The 22,279-nt window shown below is 56.6% G+C and carries 20 protein-coding genes and 1 tRNA gene; 1 reads left to right on the top strand and 20 read right to left on the bottom strand.

The window, feature by feature from the left end:
- The 20 genes from RX395_RS04800 to RX395_RS04700 form a co-directional block, all read right to left on the bottom strand.
- Positions 1 to 485, bottom strand: a 485-nt coding sequence (locus RX395_RS04800; protein WP_316365862.1) for a dTDP-glucose 4,6-dehydratase, incomplete at its 3' end; no start/stop codon positions are given.
- Positions 486 to 508: 23 nt separating this feature from the next.
- The gene (gene rfbA, locus RX395_RS04795; RefSeq protein WP_316365860.1) at positions 509 to 1,408 is read right to left on the bottom strand and encodes a glucose-1-phosphate thymidylyltransferase RfbA; all 900 of its coding nucleotides are present in this window, start codon (positions 1,406 to 1,408) and stop codon (positions 509 to 511) included.
- A gap of 341 nt (positions 1,409 to 1,749) precedes the next feature.
- Complete coding sequence (locus RX395_RS04790) at positions 1,750 to 2,391, bottom strand: acyltransferase family protein (RefSeq protein WP_118225746.1); 642 nt, start codon at positions 2,389 to 2,391, stop codon at positions 1,750 to 1,752.
- 29 nt (positions 2,392 to 2,420) lie between these two features.
- On the bottom strand, positions 2,421 to 2,705 hold the full coding sequence (locus RX395_RS04785) for an acyltransferase family protein (protein ID WP_316365857.1): 285 nt from the start codon (positions 2,703 to 2,705) through the stop codon (positions 2,421 to 2,423).
- The gene (locus RX395_RS04780) at positions 2,706 to 3,923 is read right to left on the bottom strand and encodes a Coenzyme F420 hydrogenase/dehydrogenase, beta subunit C-terminal domain (RefSeq protein ID WP_052044165.1); all 1,218 of its coding nucleotides are present in this window, start codon (positions 3,921 to 3,923) and stop codon (positions 2,706 to 2,708) included. It abuts the gene before it with no gap.
- Between the two features lie 8 nt (positions 3,924 to 3,931).
- Positions 3,932 to 5,437: a lipopolysaccharide biosynthesis protein gene (locus RX395_RS04775; RefSeq protein ID WP_052044164.1), complete on the bottom strand. Its 1,506-nt coding sequence runs from the start codon at positions 5,435 to 5,437 to the stop codon at positions 3,932 to 3,934.
- Complete coding sequence (locus RX395_RS04770; RefSeq protein ID WP_316365853.1) at positions 5,430 to 6,503, bottom strand: polysaccharide pyruvyl transferase family protein; 1,074 nt, start codon at positions 6,501 to 6,503, stop codon at positions 5,430 to 5,432. The genes RX395_RS04775 and RX395_RS04770 overlap by 8 nt, the downstream gene beginning before the upstream one ends.
- A 2-nt stretch (positions 6,504 to 6,505) precedes the next feature.
- Positions 6,506 to 7,780 carry a hypothetical protein gene (locus tag RX395_RS04765; protein WP_117786263.1) on the bottom strand — a complete coding sequence of 425 codons (1,275 nt, stop codon included), beginning with the start codon at positions 7,778 to 7,780 and terminating at the stop codon, positions 6,506 to 6,508.
- A 94-nt stretch (positions 7,781 to 7,874) separates the two neighbouring features.
- Positions 7,875 to 9,152, bottom strand: a complete 1,278-nt coding sequence (locus RX395_RS04760; RefSeq protein ID WP_055287332.1) for a glycosyltransferase family protein — start codon at positions 9,150 to 9,152, stop codon at positions 7,875 to 7,877.
- Between the two features lies 1 nt (position 9,153).
- The gene (locus RX395_RS04755; protein ID WP_082421944.1) at positions 9,154 to 10,092 is read right to left on the bottom strand and encodes a glycosyltransferase; all 939 of its coding nucleotides are present in this window, start codon (positions 10,090 to 10,092) and stop codon (positions 9,154 to 9,156) included.
- Between the two features lie 46 nt (positions 10,093 to 10,138).
- Positions 10,139 to 11,212 carry a Coenzyme F420 hydrogenase/dehydrogenase, beta subunit C-terminal domain gene (locus RX395_RS04750; RefSeq protein WP_070100765.1) on the bottom strand — a complete coding sequence of 358 codons (1,074 nt, stop codon included), beginning with the start codon at positions 11,210 to 11,212 and terminating at the stop codon, positions 10,139 to 10,141.
- Between the two features lie 58 nt (positions 11,213 to 11,270).
- On the bottom strand, positions 11,271 to 12,374 hold the full coding sequence (locus RX395_RS04740) for a polysaccharide pyruvyl transferase family protein (protein ID WP_316365864.1): 1,104 nt from the start codon (positions 12,372 to 12,374) through the stop codon (positions 11,271 to 11,273).
- Between the two features lie 72 nt (positions 12,375 to 12,446).
- The gene (locus RX395_RS04735) at positions 12,447 to 13,583 is read right to left on the bottom strand and encodes a radical SAM protein (RefSeq protein WP_316365849.1); all 1,137 of its coding nucleotides are present in this window, start codon (positions 13,581 to 13,583) and stop codon (positions 12,447 to 12,449) included.
- Positions 13,584 to 13,586: 3 nt separating this feature from the next.
- Positions 13,587 to 14,870, bottom strand: coding sequence for a glycosyltransferase family 4 protein (locus tag RX395_RS04730; protein WP_117797925.1), 1,284 nt, complete (start codon positions 14,868 to 14,870; stop codon positions 13,587 to 13,589).
- The gene (locus tag RX395_RS04725; protein WP_035138271.1) at positions 14,870 to 15,973 is read right to left on the bottom strand and encodes a glycosyltransferase family 4 protein; all 1,104 of its coding nucleotides are present in this window, start codon (positions 15,971 to 15,973) and stop codon (positions 14,870 to 14,872) included. Before RX395_RS04725 ends, RX395_RS04730 begins: the two co-directional genes overlap by 1 nt.
- Position 15,974: 1 nt before the next feature.
- The gene (locus RX395_RS04720; RefSeq protein WP_199576402.1) at positions 15,975 to 16,769 is read right to left on the bottom strand and encodes a sugar transferase; all 795 of its coding nucleotides are present in this window, start codon (positions 16,767 to 16,769) and stop codon (positions 15,975 to 15,977) included.
- Between the two features lie 53 nt (positions 16,770 to 16,822).
- Positions 16,823 to 17,368: an antiterminator LoaP gene (gene loaP, locus RX395_RS04715; RefSeq protein ID WP_316365845.1), complete on the bottom strand. Its 546-nt coding sequence runs from the start codon at positions 17,366 to 17,368 to the stop codon at positions 16,823 to 16,825.
- 785 nt (positions 17,369 to 18,153) lie between these two features.
- Positions 18,154 to 18,229, bottom strand: a tRNA-Ala gene (locus RX395_RS04710).
- Between the two features lie 69 nt (positions 18,230 to 18,298).
- Positions 18,299 to 18,940, bottom strand: a complete 642-nt coding sequence (locus RX395_RS04705; protein WP_316365843.1) for a thiamine diphosphokinase — start codon at positions 18,938 to 18,940, stop codon at positions 18,299 to 18,301.
- A gap of 9 nt (positions 18,941 to 18,949) precedes the next feature.
- On the bottom strand, positions 18,950 to 19,639 hold the full coding sequence (locus RX395_RS04700) for an HAD family hydrolase (RefSeq protein ID WP_316365842.1): 690 nt from the start codon (positions 19,637 to 19,639) through the stop codon (positions 18,950 to 18,952).
- Positions 19,640 to 19,970: 331 nt separating this feature from the next.
- Between RX395_RS04700 and glgB the strand changes: the two genes are divergently transcribed.
- Positions 19,971 to 22,232 carry a 1,4-alpha-glucan branching protein GlgB gene (gene glgB / locus RX395_RS04695; protein ID WP_316365840.1) on the top strand — a complete coding sequence of 754 codons (2,262 nt, stop codon included), beginning with the start codon at positions 19,971 to 19,973 and terminating at the stop codon, positions 22,230 to 22,232.
- Positions 22,233 to 22,279 lie beyond the last annotated feature (47 nt).

Genomic DNA, 22,279 nt, shown 5'->3' with positions numbered 1-22,279 from the left:
CTGGCCTTGGTCGAGCTGTAGGGGCTCGACGGGTGGTACGGCGTCTCCTCGGTGAACTTGGCCGGGTCGTCGAGCGCCAGGTCGCCGTAGACCTCGTCGGTGGAGACGTGGTGGTAGCGGACGCCGTATTTCCTCACGGCCTCCAGCAGGCGGAAGGTGCCCTCGACGTTGGTGCGCAGGAAGGGCTCCGAGTCGGCGATGGAGTTGTCGTTGTGGCTCTCGGCGGCGTAGTGCACGATCGCGTCGTGGCCGGGGACGAGCCTATCCAGCAGCTCGGAGTCGCAGATGTCGCCCACCACGAGCTCGACGCGGTCGGCGGGAAGGCCCGCGATGTTCTCGGGGTTGCCGGCGTAGGTCAGCTTGTCCAGGACGGTGACGTGCACGTCGGGGTGGTTGTTCACGACGTGGTGCACGAAGTTGCTGCCGATGAAGCCGCAGCCGCCCGTGACGATGATGTTCCTGGGCTCGAAGAGCTCTTCAGACATATCTGTATCTCCCATTGAATCGTTTAGTACTCGCGCGGGCTGTTGACGATCTCGCCGGCGGCGACCTTCTTCAGGTGCTGGCCGTAGACCGACTTGCCGTAGGCCGCGGCCGCCTCCTCCAGCCGCGCCGTGTCGATCCAGCCGTTCTCCCAGGCGATCTCCTCGGGCACCGAGACCGGCAGGTCCTGGGAGTGCTCCACGGCGCGGACGAACTCCGCGGCCTCGTGGAGGCTCTCCATGGTGCCGGTGTCCAGCCAGGCGTAGCCGCGGCCCAGCGTCACCACGGACAGCGTCCCCTCCTCCAGGTACATCTGGTTGAGCGTGGTGATCTCCAGCTCGCCGCGGGCCGACGGCTTAACCTCATGCGCCTTGGCGGCGACGTCGCCCGGGTAGAAGTACAGGCCGGTGACGGCGTAGGAGCTCTTGGGCTCGGCGGGCTTCTCCTCGATGGAGACGGCGCGGCCCTCCCCGTCGAACTCCACGACGCCGAAGCGCTCGGGGTCGTCCACGTGGTAGCCGAAGACCGTGGCGCGGCCCGACTCGGCGTTCTGGACGGCGCGCGTCAGGTGGCGCGACAGGCCGTTGCCGTAGAAGATGTTGTCGCCCAGCACGAGCGCGCAGGGCTCGCCGCCGATGAACTCCTCGCCGATGGTGAAGGCCTGCGCCAGGCCGTCCGGCGAGGGCTGCTCGGCGTAGGAGAGGTTCACGCCGAAGCGCGAGCCGTCGCCCAGCAGGCGCTGGAAGTTGGGCAGGTCGGTCGGCGTGGAGATGACCAGGATGTCCTTGATGCCCGCCAGCATGAGCGTGGACAGCGGGTAGTAGATCATGGGCTTGTCGTAGACCGGCAGCAGCTGCTTGGAGGTCACGAGAGTGAGCGGGTACAGTCGCGTGCCGGACCCGCCCGCGAGGATGATGCCTTTCATTTAATCTGTCCTCTACAATCGAAATGCGCTTTAGATCGAGTGATAAATAAGACTTGGGTATCCTATTTTGCTAAACCCCCTCATTCTTAACGAAATAGGCAAGGTAATGACTGCGGAATATGGCTACCTGAATTGCCCCTTCCATTTTTCAATGCTCGACCAAGGGAGATTGATTCCGGTTATTTCAGGTTGGTTAATCCAATCAGCCATTTTGAGTAAAAAGTCATCTTCTCGTTCGAAAACAGGAAGTCCGGTATCTTCACCGATGATCGCGTGCCAAATGTTGGTAATGGACTCACTTTGCTTCAACGCTATGAAAAGCGCCAGTATCGAAAATCAATTTATAATCCCACAATGATGTGAATTCGTTCGGGCAAATAACGACCGCAAAGTGATACAAGCGAATAAGATCCGGCAAGAGTTAGCGCCCAAACAGCAAATGTCGAAACACCAAGTGGGATGACGAATAATCCAAGCAGTTTCCAAACGGCCTTGAGAACAAGTATATGGCAGAGGTAGATTCCAAAAGAGGCGTTCCCAAGGTCAACAAGCAAAGTAGAAGATAATCGCGACTTGAATGATCCCGGAACCGCCATAAGAAGCGCGATCACAGCTAAAGAGGTCGCGGCAGAACCGAGCTTAAGCTGAGTTGTGGCCATATTGAAATCGCCAGTCAAATACCACCAGAAGCCTGCGACCTCCTGAATTATTAAAAATATAAAGAGCACTGCAACAAGCTGAGTGGTTCGTCCTTCAATGAGCGCAGCCCAACGCCTCCAGTCGAGACCGAAAACATAAAAGATGAGCCACATGGGGCAGAAAACCTGTATTAGAGGCAATGCGATACCGGCAACGGCAGCGAGCTCCCTTAGAAGCAAGCAAGCCGGTGTCACACAATAGACAAAGAACCTATACCGTGAAAGGAGCCTGAACAGTACCGGAGTAAGCAGCACAAGCTGTGAATGGACCAATAGATAGTACATCTGAGCCGATACGGAGCCCACGGCGAACGTCAGAAACCCAGACGCCCATGAAGGGCGGGAAACGCCGCAAGATAGATAACGCTCCAGAACGCATAAGGTCCGGCAACCTTGCTAATGCGGCGTCGAAGACCCCCCCCCGCATTAAATTTGCGCTCGTCGGTAAGAACACCGGATAAAAACAAGAACAACGCAACAGAAAAGTTGAGGAATGGGCGAATGGCGACCGACGCGGCACATTGAGGAAGACAGTGGATAAGCACCACTGCGGAAATCGCAAGCCCACGAAGAGCTTGAAGGTAGCGATCCTTGGCCATCTAGGCTCTCCTTCCAACGAGTCTCTTTAGTCGTCGTTTAATACCACCAAGCTTGCCGCGGACACGCTGCCAGAGAGTGGGACGGAAATCCCACTTGTCCATGAGATCTGGGATGGAAAGCCCGGCAGACACGTCGTTCAAGAACTCGTCGCGCTTTGGATAAGGCGTGACAGAATGGACGAGGCTAGGGTTGCCCGCGATTACCCCATCAAGCGTCGCCGGACCGTTTGCAGTAAGCCCAGAAATAGCCTCGAATGCCCGCACGCCCTTCTCGGTATTGCATAGGACGGCAGATACGCCCTTGGAGTTGTCGACCTCGGGATGGGTATTCTGGAACCCCCAGAAATCACCGAGCGTGATATCGGCGCCGCTGGAGCGCTTTGCTGGACATGCCAGACAGGACGAACGAAGGCTCGCATTGGCCAGAAACGCTTTCATGTACCAGTCTTTGCCGAATATCTGGGACTCGGTGTCCCCGGTGTTGTCTTTCTCCGCTATGTGCTTGTACATAGCGGAGTAAGACAACCATCCGGTTGTCTTACTCCGCATATTGACGTCGCAGACGTCCGACCCGAAGGCCTCACCACGGTAGTCGACCCAGCGCGACCAGAGCTCTGGAGACGGAACACCGTGGCAGATGACGTCGACGCCGAGGAAGAGGTCAGAGTCGGCGAGTTTCCCCAGGTATGAGCGCATGCCAGCCACCTGGCATGCAGTACCGGCAAAGAGCGCCGGCCTGCCTTCACGCAGGGCAGCGCGGACGCCCTCGAAGACGCCGCGGCCAACCGCGCTCTGAACGTATTTCGAGCGCATAACGGCGCCGAGCGCCGGCCTGTCCTCCACGAGCACGTGACGAAGCTCGCGGCAACCGTCCGTCCACGCGGCGCCCGCCACAACACCGCCGCGCGAGAGAGCGTCACCGGCGAGTAGACCGAACACGCCGCCCGACGACGATCTATCGAGCAAGCCGACGTCATGAGCCTTCGCCCAGAGGGCGAACTCGCACCCGTCCTCCCCAGGGGCGTTGAGCGCCGGGCATACGGCGTCGCACGCCCCGCAGCCTACGCACCCGGAGGCGTCGACGGTGGGGTGTAGGAAGCCACAATCATCGGGTTCCATGGAGATGCATGACTTGGGGCAGCGGGCAGCGCACGCGCCGCAGCCGCAGCAACGGTCGCCAAGCGAGACGACCCTCGGGGATTTCTCGGAATCATTCATGATGGACCCTATCTAAGGAACGGGAGACGAGAGACGACCGCGATACGTTCGTCCTTCGTTAGGACGGCGAGCCAAAGGGCTATGGCGAAAAGCGCGCTGTAAACGGCGCCCCACTCGAGGAACGCGGGCCATCCGTTGACGGGCAGGACCGCCGTGCCAGCGAGGCAGGCGACGGTGACGGCAGCCCAGGCGAGCAGCACCGGCAGGTTCCGCTTCCAGAAAAAGAGCATGTCGAGACCGACCCGCTTCTGGTAGTACCAGTTCATCCACAGTCCGTTGCCGAGCACGATGCTGACGACATAGGCGATCGCGGGGGCCCACGGCCCCAGCGCCGGGGCGGCCGCGGCGGTGAAGGCAACGTTCCCGACCGCCATCGCAAGGTAGACGAGACTCCTGGCGTGGTGCATGTTCTTGGCCCTCTGGATCTCGATGCCGACGTTCTGACAGAGGGGCACCATGACGGGTAGCGTCATGGCGAGCACGAGCCAGTAGGCCTCGGCGAAGCCCGGGCCCGCCCACCTCGTCACGAAAAACTTCCCGAGAATAGCGAAACCTCCGTACACCCAGCAAAACAGTACCATCTGGTAGCGGCCCACGCGCGTCATAAGGCGAGTGAGCTCGGCGTTGTCGTCCGAGGTGGCGACGATGCGGTTGACCTTCGGAATGAAGACGTTCGACATCGTGGTGGAGAGCGAGTAGAAGACCTGGCGGATGTTCACGGCCACCGCGAACAGAGATACCGCAGTCGCGCCCGAGATGGCCCCCAGCATGATGTTGGGCACGCTCTGATTGACCATCTCGCAGACCTGGTTACCGAAGATCCAGGCACTGAAGGCGGCGATGCCGCGCATGACGCCCCAGTCGGCACCCCTGAGCTCGAAGCGCATGCCCAGCACGACGATGGCGTAGCGCGCGTTGAGGGCGAGCAGGACGAGGTTCACCGCGAGCTGTGCTAGGGCAACGCCCACGGGCCCCATACCGGCGGCCAGCAGGGCCCAGGCGCACAGCGGCGTCGCAAGCGTGGTGACGAGCTGCCTGGTCTGCTGGTAGACGAAGCGCTCGTGCGCCGTGATGTAGGAATTGAACACGACGGTGAACAACGTCGAGGCGACGTTGAGCGTCATGATGGCGAGCAGCTCCCGGGCGAGCGAGACCTGCGCCTCGGTGAACCCGGCCGAGAACACCGCGCCGGCGTTTGCGGAGAAGCCCATGCCGAGGGCGACCGCCGCGGCTGTGACGGCGACGTAAAGCGTGAGGTACATGCCGTTCAGGTGCCGGATGTCGCGCTCGCCGCCGTGCGCCACCGTCTGCGTGTAGAAGCGCACGTAGGCCTCGGAGAAGCCGAAGGACAGGAGCGTCAGCGAGAAGACAAAGGAGTTCGAGCTCTGGAAGACGCCGTAGTCCGCCTGCCCCACGTAGGACAGTAGCATCGGCGTGTAGACGAGGTTGACGAGGTTCTTTGCGAGGATGTTGGCGTAGCCGAGGAGGGCGCCCGCCTTACGCTGGCTAGCCACGGGCGGCCTCCGAGGGAATGCTCAATCCACATCTATCGAGGAATTCAACAACGATCTTCCTCTGAGCTGCCAACCTGTCATACGCCTTTGAATAGTCACTCTCGAGCAGTTCCGAATTACATACGGAAAGAATTGACCGCTCAACGAAAGAAACACCCAGCTCGCTGGCTAGCGTGTCGAATCGGCTGCTCATGTCTGGACCAGTGGACTCACGAGGGCAATAAATCAGCGGCTTCCCGAACAAGATCGAGAAAATTGATCCGTGATATGAATCTGTCGCTACAAGCTTTGCGTGACGGACGGCATAGAGGAACTCTGAAGGCCCGAGGGCGTAGTAGCGCGCATCCCCTAGTAAATCGACCCTCTTGCAGCTAAGTGAATCACAGATTTCGGCAACCCTCTCTTCGTAAGCTGCACTCCCGAGGAAGTACGTCAATACATAATCATTTGGAAGCCCGCAGTGCGGCTCTGTTTCATACCTTTCCCACCAGGAGCCGTCAAACATCAGTGTTGGGTCAATCAACACCTCGGCCTTTAAGCCGTACAGACTGTTTATAAGCTCGGCGCTCTTCTGCTCACGAACGGACAGCCTATCAAACCCGTCGAAATAGCCGTGGAACAGCTCACGCTTCTCCTCGGGAATCGTCGGAGCTGCCAAGCTTGGCGAAAAAGCAATGCGCTTTTCTCTTGGCGAAAACGTGAGAAACATAGTGGAGTTAGCGTCAGGGGAATACGGAGACCAAACTTGGTCGCTCCCAGCAACGAAAAAGTCATAGGATTTAATGTCACGTGGAGGGTTGGAATCAGATATAACCTCCCGGCTAAAGGAAATGTTACGGGAATTGAAATCCTCAAACGAACGATGCCTCTGGATGTGGGCAACGGCAAGCCCCTTTGGAATGAGCGAAGCCAAAGACTTGAGCTTGTATTTGGCAGATCTCGAGTCCTTCTGTCTGAACGTAAGGACATCTGCACCCGAGAGTTTGAGAGTTTCTTGGACAGCAAGGTTCTGGAGCCTCTGCCCATAGTTGTCCCCATGCGTAAATGTGGAAATGCCTATTTTCATGTTCAAACCTGTTCTTCGTCTCTATCAATAATCAAATAGTCTGCAGCCGAGGAATTCCACGACCAAGCCAGCGCTCCACAGAGCAGCAGTAGGCACAAGCAGCAGTTCACCCTTGTAAAGCACTGCGTATACAGAAAGGTAATAAGAATTGTTAGCAAAAGGAGCAAACGAACAATCCGGCCATTAGATCCTTTTTCCTGCTCCATAAACTCACTAACCACGGAGTGGAAAAACGCTACATACGCTGCCGTCTCCCAAACCCCCATGAGAATCAAGAAAGACCCCATATCCGCTTGACCAAAGTGGTTAAACGACATGAACCCGGACGCGTAGAAGCTTGAGGCTCCAAGACCCTCTCCGAGACTCCATGTAGCCGGTCTCAAGAGAGCGAAGCCGATGATAGCAATCCTCTCGTTACTGCCGTCGGCAGCAGTACCGACGGAAGCTGAACTGCCAACCATATCGAACAGACCAAACACTTGCGTATCCACGAGGATCTGGAACGCAGGCACCAAGGCGTATGCAATTGTCAGGATAAAATACAAGGCGACAAGCCAAAAGAAGGGACCCGAAACATCCGCTTCTCCTCTCATGACTGAAATAAGCCAGAACATCACTAAAACGAGAGGAAGGATTATGAAGAGCGCCTTATTATCGTTGAGTGTCGCAAGATAGAAGGACAGGACGATAAGGCAGACGTTGTAAGCGATGGCAAGGGATGGCCAGAGAGGACCCCGAAGCCTCCTAATCCAGACGAAGTTGTAGAGCACGACGAATGAAGTGTAAAGGGCCACCGCATGGACGGACGCATAAGAGAACAGGCCGGAGATATTGTCCTCGAAGTAACTGATGTCGTTCGTTGTCGCAGCGATCATCCCATGGGTAGAGTACTGGATAAACATGATCGCCATATTGAGAAGCAATATGGCGTTGAAGACCGGAAAACCTGCATCAAAGAGTCCAAGAAGAAAATCCCTCTTGTTAGTGACCAAAAGAAAGAAGTAAAGCGTATAGACAAACGGGTAGAGGAGCAGCAAAATATTCGCCCTAAACGTTTCCATATTGCCACCCAAGAGGGCACCAGACAGCCACCCTGCAACGGTAATCAGCCCAAGTAGTAGCGCTCTACCGCTATATTTCCATCCGGAGAAGAGCGCCCTCACGCAAATCATGCCGGTAATTACCCAGTTGAGGTATCGCCCCAGACCATAGTACTCAAGGAAGAAAACCTGCGCCAAGATACCTATAACGATCGTCGCATCCGCCAGGTCACCCATGCAAACGGTTAGAACGCCTTGCTTATTAGGGAGATACCAACGACCTCTTCGACCAGCCCGCTCCTCCGCTTTATTTATAACGAGCCTCGCATGCCTATGATCTTGCATTGAGTACCTCCAGCAGCACACGTTCAATCAGCCTCGTGTGCATGTGAACTCCCGTGTTGAGACCTACCGAGGAGCATGGAAGCAGGTCTACGATCTCATCTGAATCGACAAGATCGAGCGGACCAGGCTTTCCGCTCCTGAAACGATTGACCTCCCTGATAAGCCGGCTCTTATCCCTAAACAGCCCGATTAGCTCCTCCTCGTTATTCAGCACCAAACCGGACCCATGCTCAACGACAAAGTCGGCGACATTGCCTGCACATGCACTCGAAATCGTATAAGCGTTTGCGGAGTAAGATTCCATACAGGTGTAACTATAGGTCTCTGGGCAAGATGGCCACATGACAACGATGGCAATCTCGCACTCCCTGAGAGAGTCGGTCATGGCATTTGGGTGCTTCTCATCAAATTCGACAAACCGCTTGTTCATCCCTGGATACATATCGTTCGAGCTGTTGAAGACGAAGAACTCGTACTCTTGTTCATCGACCGCAGATACGAGGCGAAGCCAGGTCTCCCAGCCCTTTGTCTTCCTCGGCATCCCCAGAAAGGCAACCCTGATGCGCTCCCCTGCGTTCAGAGGACGTCTGTTGCCCAGATACTCTCCAAGCAGCTTTTGGTGCGGTATTACATCAACAAGGCCCTCGTATTGGGGCCTGAATGAGAGAAACCGATTCTTCGTATAGGTCGAAGGTGCAACAAAACGGAGATTTTTGATGGAGTCAAACAGCCCTTGGATCTTCGACTCCACACGAAGGCTGTTACTGAAGTGGGGGCATTTCTCGCAGGGAGCGTCGCCGAGCCTTGAGCTGTCACAAAAGCCGCTCCTATTTTGGAGGTTATAGCTTGTACAACACAGGTAATAGTCGTGGAGAAAGGCCCTGACCGGTGTTTTGCCTGTAACTTTTAGCAGTTCGGAGACTTTCTCAAGGCTCACGTACAGAAGGTGGTGGATATGAAGCTCAAGAAGGCTGAAGCCGCTTTTTTGCCAGCTGCAAAGGGCCTCGCACACCTGGGCAATACTGAAAACACCAGCCTCCACCCCGTCGACCGTAACCCCGAATTCGCAAAATAGCATCTGGTCGTCCCTGAACAGGGTCTTCTTAACCGAGTGGAGATAGACGTAACTTATGCCGTGCGACGCCATGGCCTGCTGACTCGCCATAATAGCCTTTGGGGTGCCGGTCTTGTCCTTGAGATAGTCGCAAAAGGCAAGCGCTAGGACGTAGCCACTATTGTGCGGTTTGGGGATGCTTTTACTCATATCATCGCTTCCCAAACAAGAGGAGAGATCTATTGAAAAGGCCCTCTTGTAGACTGCCGAAATTCAGCCTCGAAGAGAAAGAAACCCTGCACCTAGCCATGAAAGAAGCGTCCATTTTCGATACCAACTCTCCAAGAGCACGCTCTGGAGGAAGAATGCAGTCGGAATAAGTTGAAAGAAGTCCAGTAACTTGCTTTGCAAGAGTAATCTCTCGCGGATGACAAAAACTATTGATTTTCTCAATCACTTTAGATGGTAAATCGGTACTCACACCGACCACATTACGACCATGCTGGCGATATCCCATATGAGGAGAAGCATCGAAAACAATCCGATAACCCAGCAGCACGCATAGATTAGCTATCAGCTTATCATGCATGATGACGGGATGGGGCAGCTCATGCAAGCAAACAACTTCCCAAATACGCCTATCAAATACTTGCGTACATCCCATAGGTGACCCAATGCAAAGCTGGTTGAGAGGGTCGTTATCTCGATAAGATATGCACCTTTGTTGCCCATAGGTTAACCGGCCCATCTCATTACCAGCTGAATCTACAAGTCTTGAATTGCAATGATAAAGAGCCAAATTCTCCTGCTTCTTAAGCTGTTTAATCGCAGTTATCAGTTTATCGCTATCCCAAATATCATCTTGGTCGGAAAACGCATAGTAATCAGCTTCGGGAGCATTCCGCAACAACGTCAAAAACCCTAAAGCAGGTCCTAGGTTTTCTCCTGTTAACAAAGTCAGACTGCCCTCATCTGCATAGCGCTGCAGAAGATCACGAGTACCATCAGATGACCCGTCATCACGGACAAAAAGACGTACGTCAACTTCAGCCTGCGAGAGAATGCTGTCAATTTGTTCTGAAATAAATGGGATGCCGTTGTATGACGCCATTAATACGACGCACTTTGGCACCTTGGAATTACTCAACATATGGATTACCTTATCATTAATGCCTAAAGCAAACGCTCTCGATGTGTTAACCCCTGAGCAAACCCAGTGCAAGCAGTATATCCTTGACCAAGTACTTGGCGCAGTCTTTTGGCCTCGCCCTGAGAACGAGTCGGTTAACCCGTACCCCGTTACGAAAGCCGTCCATAAAGGTATTTCTTTCTATAGGCTTCGTCGAAGGACGTTGAAGCTGTTCATTGTTGGCCACAGCTAGACCAGGATCAACCGGCAAAAGCTCAAGGTCCGTCATTTCTAACAGTTCTCGACCCTTGTCTGTCTGCACAAGTGCGAGGGATATCCCGTTCGCGACCTCATCAGAAAGCTCGCTACCCCATGAATCGCCAAGCGTAATATCGGAGACACGATCACCCTTGGCGTAGCGGCAGGAGTAGCAGCCTTCCGTATACGGTAAACCCGAGAGGAAAGCAATCGAGTAGCGATCGCGGACACCCGTCCTACCCACAGTTTCAGCTCCGCGATAGCGGAGCTGAAACTGGACTTTCTTTCGAAAGTCCAGTATCAGCTCATTAGACAGGTTGTTACCTGTCTCTTCCAAGAATCGGCTCAGGACCTTGGGGGACGGTGAACCATGACAGATAAGGTCGATGGTGTAAAGGGAATCGGCTAAACGGCTTCCAACGAAGTTACGCATCGCAGCAACCTGACAAGGAAGACCGATAAAGAGAACCCTTTGACCACCTTGCAGGGCCTCCCTAACCTCGCGGTACGCACCAAGCGGATTGCTTTTGACGTATTTGGAGCCTTGGGCCCTCCTCAAGTAATCCGCATCAGAAGTGAGGTGGAACCGGAACTCACCGCCCTCCTGTGCACATGAACACACTAATCCATTTGACGCCACAAACGCCTCCGAGATGGCCGTAGCCAGACCCCCGGACGAAGATGACATTCTGAGCGATGTATCTTTCGCCCACCCCTGTAGCCACTCGAGAGGACGCAACGAAGATGGGGATACCATCTGGGGACACGTTTTCTCGCACAGTCCACATCCCACGCACCTTGTAGGATCAATACGGGCGTTATACGCCTCAATCGTATCCTCAATGGCAATCGCTCCATGTCGGCATGAATCGACGCAGGCCATACAGCCAGCGCACATATCCTTCTTGCATACCGTCCTAGTGCCAACGTTTGACAATGCCCTACTCCTCAATCATGCTCTTGAGCTGCGCTAGGGACTTCTCCCTCTCCGCACCCATCACATCGTTGACCCGACCAAAGTCAATCTGCTTGGATGCTAACTCGACATCATCTAGATTCTGAAGCACTCTGTCCGTGAGGTCCGTGAGTCGCAGAATACTCACGTTCCTGCTCGAGGTTCCGTTCTTGGGCAGCACTTCTACCAGCGGCGTATTGAGATTTATGGCAAAAGCCGTACCGTGGAACGAGTCCGTGACTAGGCATGCTGCGTTGTCGACATACGAGAGAAACTCAGCAAGCGTCGGCAGCCACTTGAACTTGCCCTCGCGTGAGGCCTGGTGCAGGCTTGCGGAGATCCGTATCAGGGGCAAGCCAAGCTTTTTGGCAACCTTCACGGCGTACTGCCCCACCGTCGGGTCGCTGTGAATCTGGTAGACGAGGATGTACTCGCCCTTCGGGGCAGGTGCCGCCATCCTTCTCCACGCCTCGCCATCAAGCAGCAGCGTGGGATCGACAACCTGTCCGGCCTCTATGCCCCACGAGGCAAGCTGCTCGCGCGCGGCATCCTCGCGTACGAACACGGCCTCATATGCTCGAAGGTCCTCGAGAAACCTGGGGCGCACGCTATCCGGGATATTCTTCTTACCAAAGCTCGCCGCATATGAGATGCGCCTTGCGCCCTCGGGAGCAAACTCAAGCGCGTATGACAGGTCGTATGCGCCCGAGCTGATGGGACCCCACACCTGATCGCTTCCAGTCATATAGACATCGGCCTTGGGCGGATTAGCCTTCAGCTCCTCCAGGGATGCATAGTGAGGGCTCATCTTAAGCAGCTGGGAACGCTCACGCGCAAACCGCTTGCCCGCCACCCTTGTCTCAGGCTCCATCAGAAGTCTGTAGACAGACTTCTTCAACGGGTTCCCGTTCCAGGACGGCTTTGTCAAAAGAAGCGTCCTCACCTGCTGGGATACGTCCTCACAAGCAGGTACATAGTCCATAATCTCGAACTCATGCCCCAAGCTCTCTACCGCTCGTTGTGTCGCATATGCCTGGAGCAGGGAGCCATAATTAGAGATTGCGTGCCTGGTTATGCAGGATACTTTCACGTGTTTCCTCCGATTGATATCGAGCAACCGCTATTTCTGAATTTTTGCATTCGATTTTTCCACCCGGCTGCACTACAGCGCCTCCTCAGTCTCGTACACGTGCGCGTCGGCTCGGCTTGCGTCGGAAAGGCCGTCGTTGATCGTGGCGTGCATGTCGCAGGTGGAAAGAGCGTCCAGCTCCTCCTTCGTCACCTTGCCCGACTCGTAGTCGCGCACGATGGGGAGCTCGTGCATGTCGAACTTCTTGCCGGGCTTGAGCTTGTGCGCCAGCACCCACGACGCGGGTTTCCAGATGTACTTGTGCATGGCAGGAGACACGGAGCCGATCATCCAGCAGTTGCGGTCGCAGTGGCGCACGCAGCCGCGCACTTTCTCGGCCTGGGCGCTCTCCCACAGCTCATCCCAAGACTCGTCGTTAAGGTTGCCCATAACGAGCTTCTCCTTGGTGCCGTTGCAGGGCATGACGTCGCCGTAGGGGTCGATGAAGAACGTGTCGAACGCCATATCGCACGGGAGCAGGCGCTTCTGCCCATAGATGTAGTTGATGAGGCCCATGTTGAAGTACGCGCGGAACCACTTCTTGGGCTCGTTGGACTTGAGGAGCTCGTTTACCAGGTCCTCGAAGTTCTGGGCCACCATGGGACGGTCCTTGATGATGTTCTTCGCCTCGACAAAGTAGAAGCTGTTGTGCAGGCTGGCGGTGGCGAACTCCATGCCGAGCTCGTCGGAAAGCTTGTACAGCGGCACCAAGTCCGCAGCGTTGCGATCCTGCACCGTCATGCCAAAGCCCACGTCCGGGTGCTTCATTTCCACGAGCTTCTTGAGCGTCTCGTAGCCGCGGTTGAAGCCGTTCTGGAGACCGCGGATCTCATCGTTGGTCTGCTGCAGACCCTCGATGGAGATGCGGATTCCCACCTGGGGGAATTCCTCGGCAAGGGCGATGATGCGGTCGGTGAAGAAGCCGTTGGTGGAGATGACGATGCGGTCGGACTTCTTGTACAGCTCGCGCACGATATCCGCAAGGTCGGTCCTGATGAAGGGCTCGCCACCGGTGATGTTGGTGAAGTACATGCGCGGGAGCTTCTTGATCACGTCGAGGGAGAGCTCCTCCTCCGGACGGCTGGGAGCCTTGTAGCGGTTGCACATGGTGCAGCGCGCGTTGCAGCGGTACGTTACGATTACGGTTCCGTTGAGTTTCTTCTCGGCCATGGGTTAGGCCACCACCTTCCGGTCAATTAGTTCTTGATACAGGGAGACGAGATTCCGGATGTATTTCTCTTGATTACAGTTCTCTGCCACGAATGAACGGCAATGCGCGCTCATCGCGGCGTAAGCCGCAGGATCGGCGGCCACCGCCGCACCCCTACGGATTGCATCTGCGAGTCCTGCCTCATCGTGGGCTTCAGCCAGGAAGCCCGTTTCACCCTCACGTACCAGCTCGGGTATTCCGCCCATGTTCGTACCGATAACGGGCTTGCCCGCGGCGAGTGCCTCGAGAACCGCATATGGCGCGTTCTCGAGCCACTCTGACGGCGCAGCCGCCAGAGTGGCTCGATTCACAAGTCCGCGCAGGGCGTCACCGGTTTTATATCCAACCAGCTCAATCCTCGAGCTTATTTCGTTTGGCATTGCGGAAACTTTGACCTTCACAGCATCACATTCAGGGCCATCGCCTGCAATAACAAGACGCCAATCAGGGATCACCGGTGCCGCCTTCTCAAAAGCATGCACGAGCGTTAACACGCCTTTCTCGCGAGAAAGGCGTCCCAGATACAGCATGTAGGGATCTTCATTATTTTGGTTGGCAACTTCCCGTGACATCGAATCGGGATTCAGGAAATTCCGCATGAGGACAAGCTGACGCTCGGGAAGCCCCGCTTCAATAAACTTGTTCCGCATGAACTCACTCGGGCAGATGATGCGATCGAGACGTGAATAGGTTTTGTGCCGTTTAAGCCACTCCGCCTCAGCCACCGCTAACGCGCTTTTTGCGATCGAACCCTTTACGCACTTCTTCTTAAGGCAATTGCCAAAATGACCCCCGAGACACGAATCGCAAACGTTGCCCTCGGAATCAAGCATAAGATAGCTCGGGCAAGCAAGAATCAAGTCGTGCGAGGTATACACAACCGGCGTTGGATGCTGCTTTAGCCAAGGAGCGTCCAAGATGGAAAACGTAATCTGCCTATGAGTGAGATTGAGATGGATTACATCGGGCTGGAATTCACGGCACAGCGCATCGAACTTCTCGCGCGCCTCTTTGGAATACACAAGTGCCTGCGCGGCCTTCGCCTTATCGACAATAGAGCTCGGTCCGTTATAGTCGCGATTCGTTACAAAGTAACGCGACCACTCAGTCGGCTCATTACGCTCATCCTCCATGCTGAAGAAGGCAACTTCATGCCCAAGAGCGCGAAGACCATCGGCAAGAGCAAAGTAGTACGTCTCGCTTCCACCCTTGCGCCAATGAAACTTATTTACAAGAAGGATCTTCATTACGCAACACCCTCATACAAAGCAAGCGTCCTTTGGACGACGCTGTTCCAGTCATAGCCATTAATCGCGCGGTCACGTGCCATGGCGCCCAGCCTCTCCGCTTGGGCAGAATCCGCTATCAGGCCTTCAAGCACGTCGCGCAGCGCCCCCGCGTCTCCGTGTGGGAACGTGAGCCCGCAACCCTGCAGAACATCCGCGCACTCGGGAATATCCGAGGTAACGCATGCCGCACCGTGAGACATGGCCTCCAGCAAGCTCATGGGCAGGCCCTCAACGTCGGAGGGGAGCGCGTAGCAATACGCGTTGGAGTACAGCTCGGAGAGCAGGTTGCCCTCAACGTGGCCGGTAAAGAGCGCGCGGGGGTCGGACGCGGCAGCCTCTTTGAGCGCCACGGCGTAGTCGTCCGTATCGGAGGAGTCGCCCGCGATAACCAGGCGCTTATCCGTCTTTACCTGCTTGTACGCCTCCACCAACAGTTCCGGTCGCTTCTCGGGCACAATGCGACCGAGGTAGAGGACATAGGAGCCCTGGGTGAGCCCCAAGCGCTCGGAGATCTCCTTCGCGGGAAGATCCGCCTCGGGAGTGATGCCGTTGGGAATGAGCGTAGCCTCGCGGCCGTAAGCCTCCTTGAAGTACTCCTGATTGCCCCGGGAAAGCACGATGAGCGCATCCGCGCACTTGGCCGCCGTCGCCTCACCGAACTTGATGTACTTGGAAGCCAAGCCGCCCCATTTTGCACGCTGCCAGTCCAGGCCGTGGATCGTTGCCACGGTCCTGATGTCCGCGGAACGCGCAAAACGAAGGGGGACACACGGCCCCTCTGCGTGATAGTGAATTACGTCTGCCCCGTCTTTGATGGCGGCCCTTGTTGCGGCAAAGCTGCTCGTGAGCGCAGAGAGCCCCTTGATGTCCAGAGCCTTTACGGGAACGATGCGGTAACCATCCTTCTCGTAGGGCTCGGAAGGAGCTCCTTCGCCCATACGGTCGTAGCAGGTTACTTGGTGACCAAGGTCTGCCATACGGCGAGCAAGCTCGCCTACCACCACTTCTACGCCGCCCTCGCGCGAACCCGTTCTCTTTTGGCCTATCATGGCGATGCGCATGCTACACGGCACCTTCCCCAGAGAACATCGTCTTCAGCGTGCCGAATATCAACCGCAGGTCCTGGCGCAGGCTGCGATTCTCTATATAGCGAAGATCCAGCTCAACCATTTCGTTGAAGCCCAGGTAGCTGCGGCCCATTACCTGCCAAGGACCGCTGCAGCCGGGTTTTACCGCCAGGCGCTTCATGTCGTGCTCGCTGTACAGGGCAACCTCGCGCGGCAGGCCGGGGCGCGGGCCAATGAGGTTCATTTGGCCCAAGAACACGTTGATGAGCTGGGGCAGCTCGTCGATGCTGTGCTTGCGAATGAAGTTACCCACACCGGGAATAATGCGCGGGTCGTGCTTCATTTTAAACATGGGGCCAGTGGCCTCGTTTTGGGCCTGCAAGTCCTTGAGCATTTGGTCTGCGTTGGGAACCATGCTGCGGAACTTGTAGATCTTAAACAGGTAGAACGTGCCGTCTTTGCGCACGCGGCCCACGCGCCACTGTGAATATAGGGGGCTGGCGCCCGGGCTCTTTATGCAAATGACCACGCTCAGAATTACCCCGGGAATAAAGAGCAACACCAGGGCTCCGCCGGCGGCGACAATGTCCACCGTACGCTTAACAACGCGGTAGAGCCTGTGCCCAAGCTCGGGCTTCACGCCGGAGTTGGCACCGCGCAGCATCTTGTACGCTTCTTCGTTTGTAAGGTAATCCCCCGCAGCACCGGCTGCGGCAGTGACGGAATTCGCCGTGGCGGCCGTGCGCGTCTCCCGCGCGCCCTGTGCCATGGTCATCATCGTAGGCTCCATGAGCTCCTTCCCCGATACTTTTTGCCTTCGGTTGTCCGCTTGCGAGCTTGCAGCTAGGCGATCGCTCTTCTGTGATTGCGCATAACGCGCTGCTCTTTTGAAAGCACCGCAAGGCCAACGCGGGTGGTTACGCGTCGGCCGCACAAGTCGAGCTCCAAAAAGGCAGTGCTCTTGCGTCTGTTAATGGTTTTGATAAGGGCCTCGTGCCCCAGCAGCGGGCCTGCCGTTACTACGACCTGGTCTCCATCCTTTAGAGCCTCGCTCATGGGCACCACGCGGTCTCCCCTATTGGTAAAACTGCCAATGAGCTGGGTCTCTTCTTTTGCCAGCGGCACAAACCGACCGTCCTGGGAAAGCACCCGGGCAAAGTCGTCCATGCGCAGCAAATACTGTTGCACGGTGCGCGGATCCGCCGTATCGCAAATGAGATAACCGGGAAAGAGCGGCTTGGTCGTGCTGACCCATTCGTGGTGTAGCTTGATCTCGGTTTGATATTGGGGATAAAAGAGCTCCTGCATGACGCCAGCCGGCACCATGCGCTCGATGCGCTCGCGCATTACGTCTTCGCGACCGTTAATGACCTGGATCACATACCACACGAGCACCACCCCCTTGCTGTCTTACATGTGGCTCACGGGGTTTGGGTATGGCTTCGCCAGGGCGCTTGTGCGCGAAGGCGCTCCATATTCAAACCCTGAGCCCAGTTAGACAAGCACGTGGCTCTGCCCCACCGTGAACGGTATGTATAAGTGCAGTTACTAGAGACGCGGACGTGTATCGCAAAAAGACCGCATCCCCAGCTGACTGCGTGCGAGCCAGTCAAGCGGGTACAAAACTGGACCGCACGCAGTCAGCTGCAGAACTGCTGTGGGTTGCCGTGGCAATTCATTGCACCATCTAATGCAAACTTAAAAGTAGCCATAAAAGCAAGTGCAAAATCGCGCATGACAATCGATATTGGAGCTCGTGGTTTTTCTAACACCGCCGTTACGACCGGATGCTGATCAACCCCGTGCTATGTGGCCTATTAGAGCCGTGAGCACAGTTGAACTCATGTAACGTTACGTATACTAGCACAAGCTGTTAGCGAAACTGATTTGGGCTGCGTTGGACAACATATCGCTCATTTGACGTGCTAAAGGGGGTTGTTTTGGGAACTTGTTCACGTTGGCGCAGGTTATTGGGACGCTAGCGGTGATTAGAGGCGTTCCTGAAGCCCAAATGGAACGGCGATCTACACTGATAATCGCGTTTGGCTAACAAACTGTGTACAGAAATGGGAAAAAATTTGTGCAACTTTTTGTTGCGTAGGTGGGGTTTGTAGCGCATGGTGTTTTGACATGAAAAAAGGCCTTCAGAATTCCGAAGGCCTTTGCATTCACGATGGTGGAGACGAGGGGAATCGAACCCCTGACCTCTTGACTGCCAGTCAAGCGCTCTCCCAGCTGAGCTACGCCCCCGTGACGAAGTAATACTATAGGGGAAGTTGGCGCGACGTGCAAGGACTTTTTTGGTCAGACTCTAAATGCCTAATGATATAGGTAAGCGATGGCGGTGCCGGTGTGAACTTGGATCTTGGCCGTTTTTCTAACGACATTAGAGATGCCGGTGTCGGCCAACAGGCCCAGGGAGCTGTGGTCTAGCTCCCATTCTAGGCCGTGTTCGCTTACCACGGTGTTGGGGGCAATGGCGATGATGGAGAACGTCTTGCCCTCGACACCCTCGATGGTCCAGGATTCGCCTTCGTGCAGGATGCGGGCCGTGGTCTCGTCCTCGGCAATCCAGACTGGGGCATCCTCGTAGCCTGCGAGCAAGCCCAGTACGGAAAGCGCCATGTCCGGGCGGCCGCCGGTGGCGCAGGTCGCAACCACTTCGGCACCCGGCCAGCGACGGCGGACGGAATCGAGCGCCAGCGCCAGATCGGTATAGTCCTTGTACGGGTCGTGGCGCTCAACTTCAAAGTCGGTGGCGGCATCGACCAGCGCGCGACCCGCGTCGCTCACCGTGTCGGCATCCCCCACATACACGTCGCAGCCCAGAGCGGCACCCAAAAGGGCATCAAGGCCGCGGTCCACGGCGACAACGTGATCGCACTCCCCCGCTAGCCTACGCAACAGATCCACGCTCGCCACCACCGGTGAGCCGCAGACTACAAGTACTTTGCAAGCCACAGTCCTCGCCTATCCCTCAAACGAAAGCACGTGGGCCAGGTCAAGCTCCTCATAGCTGTCGATAAAGATATCGCAGTTGTCGCGCACATCGTCGCGCTTCATGCGGCCGTGCGGGTCATAGATGCCCACGCGCTTAAAGCCGGCGCCCCCAGAGCTCTTAAGGCCAAAGACGGCGTCCTCAAACACCCACGAGCGCTCAAACTTGTGCCCATGGCGCTCCTCCAGTCGACGCAGCGCCAGCTCGTACACATCAGGGAACCGCTTGGAGCGCCCGGCCTCGCCCGTGGTGGTAACAAACTCCATGTAGGCATCGAGCCCGGCGCCAGCAAGGGCGGACTGCACCAGCTCGGCCGGCGTGGACGTGGCAACGCACATGGCAATGCCCGCCGCCTTCGCCTGCTCCAGGAACGCCAGAAGCCCCTCGCGCGGCGGCACCTTGGAGTACCCATCGATCAGGATGTCGCTCAGCTCACGGTAGAGCTCCTCGCCATTCGCGCCAATGCCCCACGTGTCGTGGTAGGCCTGGCACTCGTCCTCCAGTGACAGGTGCTCAAATTGGGCAAAGTCATTCACGGTTACGTCAATCCCGCGGCGGTGCAATAACTCGGGCTGAGCATAAGCCCAAACGGGGGTGCTGTTAACCAGCGTGCCATCGCAATCGAAAATAAAAGCAACCTTGGGAGTGGCGGAATGGGGCATAAACGAACCTTTCGATATAAAATGGTAAACATCCTGCTAAAAACGTTTTACCAAACGTCAGATAGACAATTTTGAAACCCAAATTGATAAAACTGTCAAGAGTTTTACCACGGTAATTCTGCCAGTGGTATAAACATGTCGCTTACCGATTAAACGCCCCCGCAAATCCGCTTTCGTCCATAAAACTAACGCACAGGTGTTATCGTAGTTTCTGCCGAAAGTTCCACCGAGCACGCGAGGTGGAACGAATCACAGAAACTTCGCCGTCCCTTCGATTCGTGCAGCCTTGGACCTTTCGCATCTAGTCACCAAGGCAACACGCTGCCGCGTCATGATGGGATCAAACGTGAGCGATACAAAGCTAAAGCCAACGGCTAAAAAGCCCGCAACCCGCAAACCGGCTCCGCACGCACCGGAGCTCACCAAGGACGATGTCTATCTGTTTGGCATCGGCACGTGGGAGCGCAGCTGGGAAAAGATGGGCGCGCATCCCGACACGCAGCAGCGCACGCGCGGCTGGCGCTTTTGCGTTTGGGCGCCCGACGTAAAGAGTGTCCATGTCATTGGCGAATTTAACGACTGGGATGAGGAAGCCAACCCGCTGGTGCCCGTGCATACGAGCGCTATCTGGGAAGGCTTTATTCCTGGCGCCGAGCAGGGCCAGCTCTATAAATATCTCATCGAGACCAACGAGGGCGAAAAGCTCTACAAGGCCGATCCGTATGCCATTAAGGCCGAGTGCCCTCCGGGTACCGCCAGCGTGCTGTGGACCCTCGATGGCTATAAGTGGAACGATGCCGCGTGGCTCAAGCGCCGTGCCGGCCACAACCACATGTCGCAGCCGCTCAACATCTACGAGGTGCATATTGGCTCGTGGAAGCGCCACGGCGACGCGCCGCAGGGCGAGCCGGACGAGTACGGCAACTACCCAGGTCCCATGGATCCCTTCCCCGCGCAACGCGGTGAGTTTTACACCTACGACGACCTGTCGGTGGAGCTCGTTGACTACGTGCGCGACATGGGCTACACGCATATCGAGGTCATGCCGCTTATGGAGCATCCCTTCGACGGCTCCTGGGGCTACCAGACGACCGGCTACTATGCCGCCACGTCGCGCTACGGCAACCCGCAGCAGCTCATGCACTTTATCGATGCGTGCCACGAGGCGGGCATCGGTGTGATCATGGACTGGGTACCCGGCGGTTTTTGCGCCGACTCCCACGGCCTTGCCACCTTTAACGGCCACATGCTGTTTGAGCACGAGATTCACCCCAACTGGGGCACGCACAAGTTTGACTTCGCCCGCGGCGAGGTCCGCTCCTTCCTGGTCTCTAACGTGCTGTATTGGCTCGAGAACTTCCACGTGGACGGCATTCGCATGGACGGCGTGTCCAGCATGCTGTATCTGAACTTTGGCATCGACGATCCGGGCCAAAAGAAGTTCAACAAGTACGGTACTGAGGAGGACCTGGACGCCAGCGCGTTTATCCGCCAGGTCAACTGCGCCGTGGAGGCTCACCACCCCGACGTGATGATGATGGCCGAGGAGTCCACCGCGTGGCCGCTCGTGACCTATCCGCCGCAGGACGGCGGTCTGGGCTTCCACTACAAGTGGGACATGGGCTGGATGAACGACACCCTGCACTACATGCAGACTGATTTTCCGTGGCGCCCCGGCAACCACGGTCTGCTCACGTTCTCCATTATGTATGCCTTTACCGAGAACTTTATTTGCCCGCTCAGCCACGACGAGGTCGTGCACGGCAAGTGCTCGCTGATCGGCCGCATGCCGGGCGACTGGTGGCGCCAGTTTGCCGGCCTGCGCACGCTGGCCTTCTACCAGATGACGCACCCCGGTGCCAAGCTCAACTTTATGGGCAACGAGATCGGCCAGTTTATTGAGTGGCGCTACTACGAGTCCATCCAATGGTTCCTGACCGAGGAGTACGAGACCCACAGGCATCATCAGGCGTTTATCAAGGCGCTTAACCACCTTTACACCGCCGAGCCCGCCCTGTACGAGCGCGGCTACACCGACGACGGCTTCACTTGGATCGACGCAGACAACTCCAAGCAGTCCATCGTGAGCTTTGTGCGTCAGGGCGAGGACGTCGATGACGACCTGGTGATCCTGATCAATTTTGACCCGGCGAGCTACGAGAGCTTCCGCGTGGGCGTGCCGCGCGAGGGTGACTGGGAGGTCATCTTTGATTCCGACCGTCCCGAGTTTGGCGGCAGCGGCTATGCCGGCGAGGAGCCCTACACCTGCTCGAGCGAGCCCTATCCCTGGAACGGGCAGATGGACTCCATCGAGATTAAGGTGCCCGGTCTGGCTGGCGTGGTGCTTAAGCGCCGCGGTCCCAGTAGCTATAAACCGCCCGTGGTCGAGGCTCCCAAGAAGGCAACGCGCAAGCGTGCGTCCTCGGTGAAGCCCAAGGCCGCGGCTGCTAAGAAGGCTCCGACCAAGGCGAAGGCTGCCAAGCCCGCTGCCAAGGCTTCTGCCAAGTCCTCCACGGCTAAGAAGGCAGCCACTAAAAAGGCCGCTACCAAGGCCAAGGCAGCTGCTGTTAAGGCTCCCGCCAAGAAAGCGTAACAAAGGCGTTACCGCTGTAATCACCCGCCCCGCGGGGGCGTAGGATA

This window comes from Collinsella aerofaciens (assembly GCF_032584215.1).
Classification (GTDB): domain Bacteria; phylum Actinomycetota; class Coriobacteriia; order Coriobacteriales; family Coriobacteriaceae; genus Collinsella.
Note: the sequence above shows the minus strand (reverse complement) of the source record. Positions and strands in the feature narration are given on the sequence as shown.

Excerpts from the sequence above, each read along its gene's own strand:
- rfbA (WP_316365860.1), bottom strand. The coding sequence starts at position 1,408 with ATGAAAGGCATCATCCTCGCGGGCGGGTCCGGCACGCGACTGTACCCG.
- RX395_RS04790 (WP_118225746.1), bottom strand. The coding sequence starts at position 2,391 with ATGTACTATCTATTGGTCCATTCACAGCTTGTGCTGCTTACTCCGGTA.
- RX395_RS04785 (WP_316365857.1), bottom strand. The coding sequence starts at position 2,705 with ATGGCCAAGGATCGCTACCTTCAAGCTCTTCGTGGGCTTGCGATTTCC.
- RX395_RS04780 (WP_052044165.1), bottom strand. The coding sequence starts at position 3,923 with ATGAATGATTCCGAGAAATCCCCGAGGGTCGTCTCGCTTGGCGACCGT.
- RX395_RS04770 (WP_316365853.1), bottom strand. The coding sequence starts at position 6,503 with ATGAAAATAGGCATTTCCACATTTACGCATGGGGACAACTATGGGCAG.
- RX395_RS04765 (WP_117786263.1), bottom strand. The coding sequence starts at position 7,780 with ATGGGTGACCTGGCGGATGCGACGATCGTTATAGGTATCTTGGCGCAG.
- RX395_RS04760 (WP_055287332.1), bottom strand. The coding sequence starts at position 9,152 with ATGAGTAAAAGCATCCCCAAACCGCACAATAGTGGCTACGTCCTAGCG.
- RX395_RS04755 (WP_082421944.1), bottom strand. The coding sequence starts at position 10,092 with ATGTTGAGTAATTCCAAGGTGCCAAAGTGCGTCGTATTAATGGCGTCA.
- RX395_RS04750 (WP_070100765.1), bottom strand. The coding sequence starts at position 11,212 with ATGGCCTGCGTCGATTCATGCCGACATGGAGCGATTGCCATTGAGGAT.
- RX395_RS04735 (WP_316365849.1), bottom strand. The coding sequence starts at position 13,583 with ATGGCCGAGAAGAAACTCAACGGAACCGTAATCGTAACGTACCGCTGC.
- RX395_RS04730 (WP_117797925.1), bottom strand. The coding sequence starts at position 14,870 with ATGAAGATCCTTCTTGTAAATAAGTTTCATTGGCGCAAGGGTGGAAGC.
- RX395_RS04725 (WP_035138271.1), bottom strand. The coding sequence starts at position 15,973 with ATGCGCATCGCCATGATAGGCCAAAAGAGAACGGGTTCGCGCGAGGGC.
- RX395_RS04720 (WP_199576402.1), bottom strand. The coding sequence starts at position 16,769 with ATGGAGCCTACGATGATGACCATGGCACAGGGCGCGCGGGAGACGCGC.
- RX395_RS04700 (WP_316365842.1), bottom strand. The coding sequence starts at position 19,639 with ATGCCCCATTCCGCCACTCCCAAGGTTGCTTTTATTTTCGATTGCGAT.
- glgB (WP_316365840.1), top strand. The coding sequence starts at position 19,971 with ATGATGGGATCAAACGTGAGCGATACAAAGCTAAAGCCAACGGCTAAA.